This is a genomic window from Amycolatopsis sp. TRM77291, assembly GCF_054166285.1.
This window is the reverse complement of record NZ_JBSZHF010000001.1, coordinates 1,209,896-1,222,313: the sequence shown is the minus strand read 5'-3', so window position 1 is coordinate 1,222,313 and position 12,418 is coordinate 1,209,896. Positions and strand designations below refer to the sequence as shown.

The window sequence follows — 12,418 nt, the reverse complement described above, 5'->3', positions numbered from 1 at the left end:
GAGTAGATCGTGTATCGACATACTCCCGATCCGAGCATGGAGACGAGTGACGCCGACGTGGCCGACCCGAAGGCCGGTGCCGTCATCGGCGCACCGATCGACCCGGCCGTGAAGTCGGCCTTCGAGGAGCTCGTCCCGGCGCTGGCCGGCGAGGTGGCCCTGCTCCGCCGGAAGCTGAGGGACTGGCTCGACCCGTTGCCCATCGACGCGAACAGCAAGTACGACATCACCATCGCCACGTACGAGGCGCTGGCCAACACGGCGGTGCACGCCTACCCCGGCGGGCGAGGCTGGGTCCGGCTTTACGCCGACTGGGCGGGCGACGCGATCACGGTCACCGTGACCGACACCGGGGACGGCATCCCCGCATCCCGGTCACGTCCGGACAAGCCTGCTTCCGGGGGCCGTGGCCTGAACCTGATCGACGAGCTCACCGACCAGACGACCATCGACACCGGTGCGCACGGCACGCGGATCGACATGGTGTGGCGGCCCGCCGCACTCCGGCAGGACACGGCGTCCTGACCCCTAGCGCGAACCCACCGAGACGGCGGGAGTGGGTCCCGGGCCCGAAAGCGGTGTCGGCCCGAACCAGTCGAGGCACACCACCATCGCGTCGTCCTCGGCCTGCTCGCCGCGGCGGCGGGTCGACAGTTCCCTCAGCACGGACCCCGGGACATGCGCGGCCGGCAGGTCGGCGGTCGCGACGACCGCCTCGGCGAGTTCGTGGTCTCCGTAGCGTTCACCGTGCGTCCCGGCCGCGTCGTAGACGCCGTCGCTGACGAACACGAACCGGTCCCCGTCGAGGGCCTGGAATCGCTGAGCGGTGTAGAGGGTGTCCTCGAATGTACCGAGCGGCAGCTGTTCGTCGAAGTGGACCTGCTCGGCCTTCCCGTCCCGCAGCCGCCACAGGCGTGGCGACCCCGCGTCGACGACGTCGGCCATTCCGGTGGCGAGGTCGAACTCCAGCAGCAACGCCGAGACGTGCTGCGTGCCGCGATAGTGCGCGTAGAGCGCCTGGTCGGTGAGTTCGGCCTGAGCGTCGAGGGCGACGCCGGCGCGGCGGGCGTTGCGCAGGGCGTTGACGGCGAGGTTGGTCAGCAGCGCGGCTTCGCTGCCCTCCCCCATGCCGTTGATGAGCGTGACGGCGAGTTTGTGGGCGGAGGCCGACCAGTCGAAGCAGTCGCCGTAGATCGCGTACGCGGGTTCGAGCTGGCCGCCCAGCGCGAATTCGGCGCGGGTGCAGGCCCGGCCGGGCAGGAGCTGCCATTGCATCTCCGCGGCCAGCGTCAGCCGCGAAGAGCGCCGGGCCTGGATGTAGAGATCGGTGTCGCGATCGGCGACGAACAGTTCGTGCGCCAGCGCTTCGGCGAACCGTTCGAGTTCGGCCCACACCGGCGGTTCGGGTTCCTCGGGGAGGGTGACCGCGAGGATTCCGAGCCGGTCACCGCGGACGCTGACCGGCAGGTACCCGGTCACGCTCGCGCCGTCGTGGTCGAACGTGGCGGCCTGCGCGACGAAGGCCGCCCCCGGCACCGTGCCCTCGACCGGGATCGGGTCCGACGTGTAGGGCAGCGTGCTCACCTGGCACAACTCGGTGAGGGCGTAATCGGCCATCAGGAGTTCGACCGCGCGCGCCCCGAAGTGCTCGGACAGCGCCGAGCGCAGGGCGGCCGGCAGGTCGTGAGGAGGGACATCCCGCAGAAGACGCTCCACCGCCAGGGATCTGTCCAACGCCCCGCCTCCCGCTCACCCGGATCGCGCACCGGGCGGCACACGTTGTGTCTGTCGAGTCTGCGCCGCTCCGGCGTGCCGGTCTACGGCGATTCGCGTGAGCTGTGCTGCAGGGACGAGCATAAGGATGCCAGAGTGGACACCGTGGATCGGTCCCGCGAGCAGCCAACCCCGGAGGGGACGGCTGCGGTGTTCGACCTGCCCGGCCTCGTCGAACTCGTGGTCGAGCGGGTGCAGGACGTCTCCCCGCGGCCGCTGTCGACCGCCCAGCTGCGCGCGGTGATCGCCCTGGACCACCACGACGGGCTCAACCTGCGCACCCTGGCCGAGCTGCTCGGCTCGACCCCGCCGCTGGTGAGCAGGCTCTGCGACCGCCTCGAAGCGGTCGGCTTCCTCGAACGCCTGCCGAGCACCCGCAGCCGCCGCGAGTTGACGCTGCGGTTGAGCGAACGAGGCCGCGCCTACCTCCGGGAGATCCGCGCCCGGCGGCGGGAGAACGTCCAGGCGGTTCTGGAAAAGATGACCCCCGCCGGAAGGGCCGCGCTGGCCGCCGGACTGCGGGAATACCACGCCGCCGGCACCGGGGACGAGGTCGGCAGCGGGGCGCCGTGAGGCCCCACTGTTGCGGGAGTACTCTCAAACTGTTGCTATATGACAATAGTTAACCGGCGTACAGCAGAGCGCGCCCCCGACCGCAGGAGGACACGGTGCTGGGGACGGACGATGCCCCCGTTCGGGAGCTGCTGACGCAGACCCTCGACGACGACCACACCACGCTGGTGGACGACTGGGTCCGCCGTCAGCTCGAACCGCCCGCCGCGGCGCACCCCGAGCAGGATCTCCGCCGCGAGGCCGCCGAACTGCTCGAAGCCCTGCGTGCCGCGCTGGGCACGGCACTGCCCGCGGACCGGATCGTGGCGCGGGACGGCGCGGTCCGCGACGCGCTGATCTCCCTTTCGCAGCGCCGGGCCCGCGCGGGCGCCGAGCCGTCGGCCACCGCCCTGGCGATCTTGTCGCTCAAACGCGTGATGCTGGCCGCCGTCGAGCGGCACACAGAGGACGCCGGCCTGCGCTACCGGGCGGCGCTGCTGGTCAGCGAACTGCTCGACAGCGCGGGCGTGCTGACCTTCGCGGTCTACGTCACCGGGCGGGAGCAGATCATCCGCCAGCAGCACGACCAGATGCTCGAACTGTCCACCCCGGTCGTGCGGTTGTGGCGGCACGTGCTGGCGGTGCCGCTGATCGGCACCCTCGACAGCGCCCGCACGCAGGTCGTGATGAACAACCTCCTCGAGGCGATCCAGACCAACGAAGCCCGGGTCGCGATCATCGACATCACCGGCGTGCCGACCGTCGACACCGCGGTCGCCCAGCACCTGCTGCAGACCGTCAGCGCGGTCCGGCTGATGGGCGCGGAATGCGTCGTCAGCGGCATCCGCCCGTCGATCGCGCAGACCATCACCCAGCTGGGTATCGACCTGTCGCATATCGTCACCCGCGGTTCCCTCGCCGACGCGCTGGCCACCGCCATGCGGTTCATCGGCGACAGCGCGCACGCGAGCACGGTGACGGTGTGAACGCCCAGGCGGGATTGCCGATCCTGCGGCTCGGCGACATCCTGCTCACCGGTCTCCTCAGCGACCTGGACGACAAGACCGCCCTGCGGTTCACCGAAGAGCTCACCGCCCGTATCGCCGACGAAGGCATCCGCGGCGTCATCATCGACATCTCACGGCTGGAGATCATCGACTCCTTCGTCGCCCGGGTCCTCATGCAGCTCGCCGACACCGGGCGGCTGCTCGGCGCCACGATGATCGTCGCCGGGATGCGCCCCGCGGTCGCGATCACGCTGTCCGAACTCGGGCTCCAGCTCACCGGCGTCCGGACCGCGCTCAACGCGGAACAGGCGATGGAACTGCTGGGCTGGCGCCGTCCCCCCGAGGCGCCTCATGCTCCCTGACGAACTCACCGGCCCGGGACGCGAATTCCCGCCCTGCGAGCACGCTGTCCGCGCCGAAGCGGATCTGCTCACCGCCCGGCACGCGGTACGGTCCAGCGCCGTCGCCGCGGGGTTCTCCATCGTCGACCAGACCAAGATCGTCACCGCGGCCAGCGAACTGGTCCGCAACGCCTACATCCACGGTGGCGGCGGAACCATGACGATCACCATGCTCCGCGACGACCGCGGCAGGCTCGGGCTGCGGCTGCGGGTCCGGGACGACGGGCCTGGTATCGCCGACGTCGCCCAGGCGATGACCGACGGTTTCAGCACCGGCGCCGGGCTCGGCCACGGTCTCGGCGGCACCCGCCGCCTCGTCGACGAGTTCACCATCGACACCGTTCCCGGCCGGGGCACGACCATCACGATCACGCGCTGGAAACCATGACCGGCATCGTGGTTCCCCCGCCCTCGCGCCACCTGCGCGTCGACCACGCCAGCGCCGTCTACGCCGCCGCACGGACCGCCCGCGAAACCGGACGGGCGGGCGGGCTGCCGTCGGTGCTCACCGAACGCGCCGCCGTCGTGACCTCGGAGCTGGCGGGGAACCTCGACCGGCACGCGATCAACGGTTCGATCGTCGTGCAGCGCCCCGCGATCGGGCTCGGCATCGACGTCCTGGCGGCCGACGACGGCCCGGGGATGGCCGACGTCGGGCATTGGCTCGTCGACGGCAACACCACCACCGGCACGCTCGGCACCGGACTCGGCGCGGTCGGCAGGATGGCCACCGTCTTCCGGATCCGCTCGGCGCCCCGGTCCGGCACGCTCGCCGCGGCCAGGGTCCTCGTCCCCGGGACACCGGCCGGGCCCGCCGCCGCGGTCGGCCATTTCTGCCTGCCCCGCGACGGGGAAGACCACTGCGGCGACGCCGTCGCCCTCGCCGAACTGTCCGGGGGCTGGGCCGCGGTCGTCGTCGACGGCCTCGGCCACGGGCCCGAAGCCGCCGAAGCCGCCGACACGGCGATCCGCGTGTTCCGCCAGAACCCCGATCGCCCGTTCCCCCATCAGCTGGCGACCATGCACCGCGCCCTGCGCACGACGCGGGGCGCCGCCGTCGCGCTCGCCCGGATCGCCTCCGGCGGGCTCGAATTCTGCGGCGTCGGCAACATCAGCGGCACGACGCTCAGCGGGGACGGCCGATCACGCTTGCTGCTCAGCATCCCCGGCGTCGTCGGCTACGCCCTGCCCGCCGCGCAGGTCCGGCACGCCGCGCTCACCGCCGGCGACCTCGTCGTGCTGCACACCGACGGCGTCGACCACACCTGGCGCGCCCCGGCGAGCGCCACGCAGCCGGCGAACGCGCTGCTCCTCGCCGCCCTTCTCGCTCACCGTCATCGCAATCCCCGCGACGACGCCGCCATGATCGCCCTGCACCCGGACCAGCTCGGCTGATGCACCCACACCTCGCCCGGCTCCGCCGCCGCCTCCGTACCGTCTGCGCCGAAGCCGGCGTCCCCGTCGAAGACCGCGCCCGGCTCGTCATGGCCGCGACCCTGCTCGCCGAACCCGCCTTCGACACCGGCACGGAAGTGACGCTCGAAAGCAGCACCGCAGACGGCCTGCTGGCCGTCACCGTGCGGCTCCCCCGCCCGGTCGAACGGCCACGGAGCAACACCCTCCCGCTGCTGCCCGACGCCGAAGACGACACGAGCCTCACCTGGCACCTCCCCACGGGAACCCCCCGGCATCCCGTCCCGGCCACCGACGACCGGGCCACGGACGAGGAGACCCTCGCGCTCATCGCCCGCGCCGACGCGCTCGCCCAGGAACAGCGGGAGCTCAAACACGAACTCGCCGAAACCAACAGCGGCGTGCTGGCCATGTACATCGAACTCGAACAGCGCGACGAACAACTCCGCCGCGCGCACTCCGTCATCTTCCGCGAACTCGAAGACGCGCTACGGCCAGGCCCGCCCGCCGTGCCGGGGCTCGAACTGGCCGTCCACTACTCGCCGACCGACCAGGACTCCCCCACCGGCGGCGACCTCTACGACTGGTTCGTCCTTCCCGGCGGCCACCTGCACATCACCCTCGTCGACGCCGTCGGGCACGGGGTCACCTCGACCCGCCACGCTCTCACCGTCACCCACGCGATCCGCACCCTCGCGCTGGAGGGCCATCCCTTCCCCGACCTCATCGCCCATACCGCGCGCACCCTCGCCACCATCGAACCCGATCTCATGGCGACCGTGATCCTCGCCAGGATCGACCCCGCGACCGGCGAACTGACCCTCGCCAACGGCAGCCATCCCGCTCCCGTACTGGCCACTGTGGACGGTCAGGCGCGGTTGCTGCGCGCCCCGGTCGTCGGCCGCGGGATCGGCTTCCCCGACCCCGGCAGCCCCGAACTCCGCCACCACACCCTCGACCCCGGCGACACCCTGCTCCTCTACACCGACGGCCTCGTCGAAAGCCGCAAGGACCATCTCGAAGGACAGGACCGGCTCCTGGACCTCGCCCCCGCGCACGCCGCCCTTCCCATCGGCGAGCTTCCCCGGGAACTGGCCGTCCGGATGCACGACGTCGTCCTGCACGCCGACGACACCGTCGTCCTCGCCGTCCGGCGGCCACGTTCCGATGGTTGAGGAGAAGGACCTGGTTGCCGCCCCGCCCGCGTGCTACTCCTGCGAATCGGCGAGCAGTTTCAGCGCGAGTGCCTTCAGTTCCGGACTCGCCTTCGCGGCGTCACCCGAGTCGAACGGCGGCCGCGGGTCGTATTCGACGGCGAGCTGGATACCGCGGGCGATCCGCTCCCCGGCCAGCAAGGAGGCGAGATGGAACGCGAGGTCGATCCCGGCGGACACCCCCGCCGCGGTGACGACCTTGCCGACCTGGACGTACCGCTCGGCCACGTAGCGCACTCCGAAGGTCTTCTCCAGGTAGTCCGCCGACGCCCAGTACGTGGTGGCCCGGTCGCGCAGCAGCCCTGCCGCGCCGAGGATCAAGGACCCCGTGCACACCGACGTGGTCCAGGTCGTGTGCCGGTGGACGCGCCGGATCCAGTCGAGCAGGACCTGGTTCTCCATGGCGGCGACCGTGCCGCGGTTGCCCGCGCCCGGGACCAGCAGCACGTCCAGGCGGTTCACCTCGGCCACCGAACGCTCCGCCATCACCGCGACGTCCCGGGTGTCGGTGCGCACCGGGCCGCGGTGCTCCGCGATCATCGTCACCGTCGCGCCGGGCAGCCGGGACAACACCTCGGCGGGGCCGGTCGGATCCAGCAGGCTGAAGCCGTCGTAGAGCAGGATGCCGATCTTCAATCCTGAGCTCTCCGCCTGGGCCGTGCCGGTGCCGAGGCCGAACGCCGCGGCCGCCGCGGCTCCCGCCAGCACTGTCCTGCGCGTGGTCTTCGCATCGTTCATGCCGCGAATCCTGGAGCGGTCAGGGGACGATCGGGCGTGGCATGTCCGGCATCCTGCGAAGCTTGTCCCCGGAGAGCCCGTAGTGGTGGCGGAACGCCGTGCGCAGGGTCTCCGCCGAGGCGAACCCGCATTGCCGGGCGACCGCGGCGAGCGGCAACGCGGTGGACCGCACCAGCTGGGCCGCCGCCTCGGTCCGCGCCGTGCGCACGGTCCTGGCCGGGGTGCTGCCCAGCTCGGCGGTGAACAGGCGGGTGAGATGCCGGGTGGTGACCCCGGCCCGCGCCGCCAGCGCCGGCGGGCTCAGATCCTCGGTGAGATGCGCGGAGATGTAGCCCAGCAGATCCAGCACGACCCGGTTGCCCGGTGGCGGAGCGGCCAGGAACGTGCTGATCTGCGCCTGGTCGGCCGGGCGGTGCAGATAGGTCACCAGTTCACGGGCGACTTCGCGGGCCAGCGTCGGACCGTGGTCGTCCTCGATCAGCGCGAGCGTGAGATCCAGCGCGCTGATGACCCCGGCCGAGGTGATGACGTTCCCGTCGCGGATGTAGAGCGGGGCGGGATCCACTGTCACGGCGGGAAAAGCCGCGGCGAGCTGCTCGCTGTATCCCCAGTGGGTGGTGACCCGCCGGTGGTCGAGCAGCCCGGCGGCCGCCAGCACGAACGTCCCCGTGCACACCGACGCGACCCGCCGGCTTCGTTCCGCCAGCCGCCGCACCTGCGTCAGCAGTCGCTCGTCCTTGGCCGCCGCCTCCGTTCCCGCGCCCCCGACCACGAGCATCGTGTCCATCCGCCCCGGCACCTCGGCCAGCCGCCGCACACCGGCGAGCAGGATCCCCGACGAACTCCGCGTCGTCCGCCCGTGCACCGTGGCCAGTTCGACGGCATACGGCGGCGCGGCACCGTGCGAGTTCGCGATCTCCAACGCCCCGCTGGGACAGGCGACATCGAGTATCTGCGCGCCGTCGAAGGCGACGATCACCACGCGGCGCACCGATTCCGTTCCAGACCCCACAGGGCGAACCTACTCGCCGGCTGCCTGATCCTGGGCAGGCTTTCCCCACGCTGGACGACACGTCGCCGCGCGATGACCACAGTGGACACCCGCCGCGAATGCTCCGTTCGCCGTATCCGATGCGGCGAAGGACGCCTTCGTCCCGGCAGGGCTCAGTCGGCCGCGAGGATTTCGGCCAGCCGGACGGTGTCCTGGAGATAGCGCTCGTACGGAAAGCCCGCCGCGATGAGCCCTTCGCGCAACTCGTCGTAAAGCGGCTTTCCCGCCGCGTGGAAGGCTTTCCGGCCGAGATCGGTGAGCCGGACCAGCCGGCGGCGCGCGTGCTCGGGGTCGACGGTGATCCGCACCAGACCGTCCGCTTCGAGTGGCCGCAGGGCCCGGCTGATCGCCGGGTCGGACACCGACAGCGCCTGGGCGAGCCGGTGCTGCGTCGCCGGCTCGATTTCCTCGAGCGTGCCCAGAAGCCGTATCTGGCTGTAGGTCAAACCGCCGGGGTCATCGGCGCGCCGCCGGGCGGCTTCGCCCATCAGCATGACCACCCGGTGCAGCAGGTCCGCGAGTCCGTCGTCCACGGCGTCACCCTACCATCAGTGTTGACGGGTTAATATTAACCAGGTAAGACTGATGCCATGAACTACTTCACCCAATCCGCCTTCCCCCTGGTCTGGGTCGTCGTGCCCGCCGCCGGAGCGTTCCTCCGCGCCCGCCACGCGACGTCGTCTCAGGAGCGGCTCGAAATCTGGCAGCGCTGGTGGGCCATCGGCGCCTTCGGCTGCGGCAGCCTGTGGATGACGGTCGCTTTCCTCGCCTTCCCGGACGTCATGGCCACGGCGATCGGCTTCGAGCGGACGCCGTTCATGTTCGAGATCGCCTTCGCCAACCTCGCCCTGGCCGTCCTGGGCTTCCGGGCCGCCTCGGCCTCCGCGCGCGAACGCCTCACCATCGGCATCGCCGGCGGGATGTTCCTCTGGGGAGCCGCGATCGGCCACGTCTACCAATGGTTCGCCAACGGTGACCACGCCCCCGGCAACACCGGCGGTGTACTCGTCACCGACGTCCTGCTCCCGGCGGTCATGATCGTCCTGGCCCTGCGATCGCGACGCCTCGCCGCGAAGATCGCCGCCTGAGGCCCTCATCATGACGACACAGACCGGCCACGCGATCGGGAAGGCCGCCGCCGAGCGGCTCGGCATCTTCGTAGACGCGGTGATCGCGATCGCGCTCACCTTGCTGGCGCTGGACCTCCCGATCCCCCACGGCGACACCACCGGCGCCATGCTGGGCTCGATCTCGGCCCACGGCAAGGAATACATCGCCTTCGCGCTCAGCTTCGTGGTGATCTCCGCGCACTGGCGCGCGCACCACGAGATCTTCCCCTACGTCCGCTCGCTGAACGGGCGCCTGATCAGCCTCACCCTGGCCTGGTTGTTCATGCAGGTCCTGATGCCGTTCGCGACGCGGGTCATCACCGCCGAGGGAGCCTTCCCGCTCCGGTTCAGCGTGTACGCCACGGTGCAGGTCCTGGCCTCCGCGTCGTTCGCGCTGATCATCCGGGAGATCCGGCGCGGACACCTGTACGGGACCGGCGGGCCGCCGAAGGTGTTCGCCCAAAGCCTGACGCGCAGCGTCTGCCTGGCCGCGGTGTTCGGGTTCTCCGTACCCGTCCCGTTCCTGACGAACGGCGCCGCCGCCTACCTGTGCTGGCTCGCGGCGCCTGTCGCGCTCGCCGTCGCCCGCCGCGTCCAGGACCACCGGCCGTCCGCCACTTGAGCGGCCGGATCGGGGTCAGCGCAGGGCCACCAGGACGTAGTCGTCGCCGAACTGCCATACCGGGGCCACTTCGGCGAAACCCGCTTCCCGGAGCAGCCTGGTGTGTTCCTGCGGGCTCAACCGGTTGCCGTAGCCGGTCGAAATGCCGCGCAACTCGTCGGCCGTGAACCGCTCACGCAGCGCGGGATCCGCGGCGACCGCGGCCCACCAGGCCTTCCATTCCTCGTTGGCGCCGACCCCGGCACGCTCCGCCCGCCGGTTCTTGACGACCTCGGCGAGTTCGCGGATGGCAGGCTGTTCGTCGTAGAAGTGATCACCGTTGACGAGCGCTCCGCCCTCCCTCAGCGCTCCGGCGAGGTCACGGTAGACCTCGGCGAGCCGCTCGGGACGCAGCCAGTGCAACGCGGTCGTCGAGACCGCGGCGTCGACCTGCCCCCACTTCAGCCGGCCGCTCTCGGCGAGGTCCGCCTGGAGGTACTCGATTTCCGTCTCCGGCGGCCGGGTGGCCCTGGCGAGCGCGAGCAGGAAGGGGTCGTTGTCGACGCCGACGATCCGCGCCCGCGGGAGCCGCCCGGCTAGCCTCGTGGCCAGCGATCCCGGGCCGCAGCCGAGGTCCAGCACCAGCGGGTCGGCGACGTCACGGCATACGTGCTCGACGACGTCGATCAGCACGGCGAAACGTTCTTCGCGGTCGGCGACGTAGCGTTCCTGCTGGATGTCCCACCGGCGCACCCAGTCCGCCGCGAGTTTCCCGTCCACCGGCCTCCCCTTCGTGATCTTGATCCTGTGTAGCACATCCCGGTCATGGGTTACCGTGGGCGCCACAACGCAAGAAGGTGCCCGTCGGGGGAAGCCGGTGTGAATCCGGCGCTGACCCGCAACCGTGATCGGCCTGGGAGCACTCCCGGTGCCGAGAGCCGGACTGCCCGCCGGGTACTGCCAGCCCCAACTGTCGTGGAGTACGGAGCGGGGTCCCGTTCACGTGCGGCCGCGCGCCCGGGACAGTGCTCGATGTCCCGGAGGTTCCTATGACGCGTCATCCGCTCACCCGACGGCGGCTCCTCGCCCTGGCCGCCCTCACGCCGTTGGCCGCGTGCGGGACCACGCCGGCGGACACGGGCCGGTTGAGGGTCGCGTTCGCCGCGGGCGGCTCGAAGGAGACGCTGGACCCGGCGCAGGTCTCCCTTTTCGTCGACCAGGCGCGGGCCAAGGCGCTCTTCGACACGCTGGTCGCCTACAACGCCGACACCTCGTTGCGGCCGCGGCTCGCCGAGTCCTGGGAGAGCGACGATTCGGGCACGCGCTGGCGGATCCGGCTGCGGCGGGCGGCCTTCCACGACGGCCGTCCGGTCACGGCGGACGACGTGCTCTACACCTTCCGGCGGATCGCCGATCCCGCACTGGCCTCCTCGTCACGGCAGTACTTCGCGAAGGTGGATTTCGGCCGCAGCAAAGCGGTGTCCCCCACCGAAATCGAGCTGATCCTCGCCGCCCCCGACTTCGAGTTCCCGTCGGGCTGGGGAGCTCCCGGCGCCGAGATCGTGCCCGCCGGGACGACGGACTTCACGGCGCCGGTCGGCTCCGGCCCGTTCCGGTTCGTCTCGTTCACCCCGGGAGGCCCCGCCGTGTTCCGCAGGAACGAGTCCCATTGGGACGGTGCGCCGAGTATCGACGAGCTGGAATTCGTTCCGGTCAACGAGGAAGCCGCACGCGTCAACGCCTTACTTTCCGGGCAGGTCGACTACGCCCACGACCTCGCGGCCGGAACCGCCGCCCGGTTGGCCGGTGACGCGCGCGTCTCGCTGCTCGAAGCCAAGGGAACGACGATGCAGGGCATGATCCTGCGCGTGACGCAGCCGCCGTTCGCCGACCCGAGGCTGGTCCGCGCCGTACTGTCCGGAGTGGACAGAGAGGCGCTGAACCGCGTCGCGCTGGCCGGCCGCGGCGAGATCGGCAACGACCTGTTCGGCAAGGGACTCCGCGGGTACGCCGCCGGCATCCCCCAGCGCGGACGCGATGTGGAACTGGCCCGCTCGTTCGTCCGGGAGGCGGGCGCGGAGGGGCTGGCCTTCGCCGTCGAAACCAGCGACGTCGACCCGGGTTTCGCCACCGCGGCCACGCTGATTTCCCGGCAGCTCGGGGAAATCGGGCTGAAGGTCACCCCGAACACGCGCGGGTCGAGCACCTATTTCAGCGAGATCAAGACCAAGGGTGTCGCCGCGCTCACCCGCACGGCGACCCTGCCGGTGCCGACGTTCCTCAACCAGCGCTTCCGGACCGGTGGTTCGAACAACGTCAACGGTTTCGCCTCGCCTGAGTTCGACGCCCTGATGGACCGGGCCGCGGCCACCGCGGACGAGGGTGCCCGGCTGGCGCTGTTCGGTGACGCGCAGCGGATCGTGCACGCGTCCGGAGGTCTGCTCGCCTGGGGGTTCAGCACCTGGACGATCGGCGTGTCGAAGCGGGTGTCCGGACTGGTGACCGCGCCGCCGAACACCTTCGACTGGGCGAGGTTCGACCGCGCCCGGCTGTCCTGAC

General features: G+C 71.2%; 15 protein-coding genes and 1 riboswitch. Of the genes, 10 read left to right on the top strand and 5 right to left on the bottom strand.

Going from position 1 to position 12,418, the window contains the following annotated elements; translation table 11 throughout:
• Positions 1–36 precede the first annotated feature (36 nt).
• On the top strand, positions 37–525 hold the full coding sequence (locus tag ACXIZN_RS05845; protein ID WP_457952957.1) for an ATP-binding protein: 489 nt from the start codon (positions 37–39) through the stop codon (positions 523–525).
• Positions 526–528: 3 nt separating this feature from the next.
• Here ACXIZN_RS05845 and ACXIZN_RS05840 read toward each other — a convergent pair whose 3' ends face one another.
• Positions 529–1,734, bottom strand: coding sequence for a PP2C family protein-serine/threonine phosphatase (locus ACXIZN_RS05840; RefSeq protein WP_457952956.1), 1,206 nt, complete (start codon positions 1,732–1,734; stop codon positions 529–531).
• 135 nt (positions 1,735–1,869) lie between these two features.
• On the opposite strand from ACXIZN_RS05840, the gene ACXIZN_RS05835 reads away from it, so the two are divergent.
• The 6 genes from ACXIZN_RS05835 (at position 1,870) to ACXIZN_RS05810 (ending at position 6,321) form a co-directional block, all read left to right on the top strand.
• Positions 1,870–2,346 carry a MarR family transcriptional regulator gene (locus tag ACXIZN_RS05835; RefSeq protein WP_457952955.1) on the top strand — a complete coding sequence of 159 codons (477 nt, stop codon included), beginning with the start codon at positions 1,870–1,872 and terminating at the stop codon, positions 2,344–2,346.
• A gap of 95 nt (positions 2,347–2,441) precedes the next feature.
• Positions 2,442–3,311, top strand: coding sequence for an STAS domain-containing protein (locus tag ACXIZN_RS05830; RefSeq protein WP_457952954.1), 870 nt, complete (start codon positions 2,442–2,444; stop codon positions 3,309–3,311).
• On the top strand, positions 3,308–3,694 hold the full coding sequence (locus ACXIZN_RS05825; RefSeq protein WP_457952953.1) for an STAS domain-containing protein: 387 nt from the start codon (positions 3,308–3,310) through the stop codon (positions 3,692–3,694). The genes ACXIZN_RS05830 and ACXIZN_RS05825 overlap by 4 nt, the downstream gene beginning before the upstream one ends.
• Positions 3,684–4,121 (top strand): anti-sigma regulatory factor, encoded by a 438-nt coding sequence (locus ACXIZN_RS05820; RefSeq protein WP_457952952.1) that lies wholly within the window; start codon positions 3,684–3,686, stop codon positions 4,119–4,121. The genes ACXIZN_RS05825 and ACXIZN_RS05820 overlap by 11 nt, the downstream gene beginning before the upstream one ends.
• Positions 4,118–5,128 carry a SpoIIE family protein phosphatase gene (locus tag ACXIZN_RS05815; protein ID WP_257485608.1) on the top strand — a complete coding sequence of 337 codons (1,011 nt, stop codon included), beginning with the start codon at positions 4,118–4,120 and terminating at the stop codon, positions 5,126–5,128. The genes ACXIZN_RS05820 and ACXIZN_RS05815 overlap by 4 nt, the downstream gene beginning before the upstream one ends.
• Positions 5,128–6,321 carry a PP2C family protein-serine/threonine phosphatase gene (locus ACXIZN_RS05810; protein WP_457952951.1) on the top strand — a complete coding sequence of 398 codons (1,194 nt, stop codon included), beginning with the start codon at positions 5,128–5,130 and terminating at the stop codon, positions 6,319–6,321. Before ACXIZN_RS05815 ends, ACXIZN_RS05810 begins: the two co-directional genes overlap by 1 nt.
• 33 nt (positions 6,322–6,354) lie before the next feature.
• Here the strand turns inward: ACXIZN_RS05810 and ACXIZN_RS05805 are convergent, their stop codons facing one another.
• The 3 genes from ACXIZN_RS05805 to ACXIZN_RS05795 all read right to left on the bottom strand — a co-directional run bounded on the left by ACXIZN_RS05805 (position 6,355) and on the right by ACXIZN_RS05795 (position 8,682).
• Complete coding sequence (locus ACXIZN_RS05805; RefSeq protein WP_457952950.1) at positions 6,355–7,098, bottom strand: DJ-1/PfpI family protein; 744 nt, start codon at positions 7,096–7,098, stop codon at positions 6,355–6,357.
• 19 nt (positions 7,099–7,117) lie between these two features.
• Positions 7,118–8,110: a GlxA family transcriptional regulator gene (locus ACXIZN_RS05800; RefSeq protein WP_457952949.1), complete on the bottom strand. Its 993-nt coding sequence runs from the start codon at positions 8,108–8,110 to the stop codon at positions 7,118–7,120.
• 152 nt (positions 8,111–8,262) lie between these two features.
• On the bottom strand, positions 8,263–8,682 hold the full coding sequence (locus ACXIZN_RS05795) for a MarR family winged helix-turn-helix transcriptional regulator (protein WP_457952948.1): 420 nt from the start codon (positions 8,680–8,682) through the stop codon (positions 8,263–8,265).
• Between the two features lie 57 nt (positions 8,683–8,739).
• Between ACXIZN_RS05795 and ACXIZN_RS05790 the strand changes: the two genes are divergently transcribed.
• Positions 8,740–9,237 (top strand): DUF6790 family protein, encoded by a 498-nt coding sequence (locus tag ACXIZN_RS05790; protein WP_457952947.1) that lies wholly within the window; start codon positions 8,740–8,742, stop codon positions 9,235–9,237.
• Between the two features lie 10 nt (positions 9,238–9,247).
• Positions 9,248–9,880 carry a TMEM175 family protein gene (locus tag ACXIZN_RS05785; RefSeq protein ID WP_457952946.1) on the top strand — a complete coding sequence of 211 codons (633 nt, stop codon included), beginning with the start codon at positions 9,248–9,250 and terminating at the stop codon, positions 9,878–9,880.
• 15 nt (positions 9,881–9,895) lie between these two features.
• Here the strand turns inward: ACXIZN_RS05785 and ACXIZN_RS05780 are convergent, their stop codons facing one another.
• On the bottom strand, positions 9,896–10,639 hold the full coding sequence (locus ACXIZN_RS05780) for a class I SAM-dependent methyltransferase (protein WP_457952945.1): 744 nt from the start codon (positions 10,637–10,639) through the stop codon (positions 9,896–9,898).
• A gap of 24 nt (positions 10,640–10,663) precedes the next feature.
• A riboswitch (cobalamin riboswitch) is annotated at positions 10,664–10,828 on the top strand.
• Positions 10,829–10,908: 80 nt separating this feature from the next.
• On the opposite strand from ACXIZN_RS05780, the gene ACXIZN_RS05775 reads away from it, so the two are divergent.
• On the top strand, positions 10,909–12,417 hold the full coding sequence (locus ACXIZN_RS05775) for an ABC transporter substrate-binding protein (RefSeq protein ID WP_457952944.1): 1,509 nt from the start codon (positions 10,909–10,911) through the stop codon (positions 12,415–12,417).
• The last annotated feature ends 1 nt before the right edge of the window (position 12,418 follow it).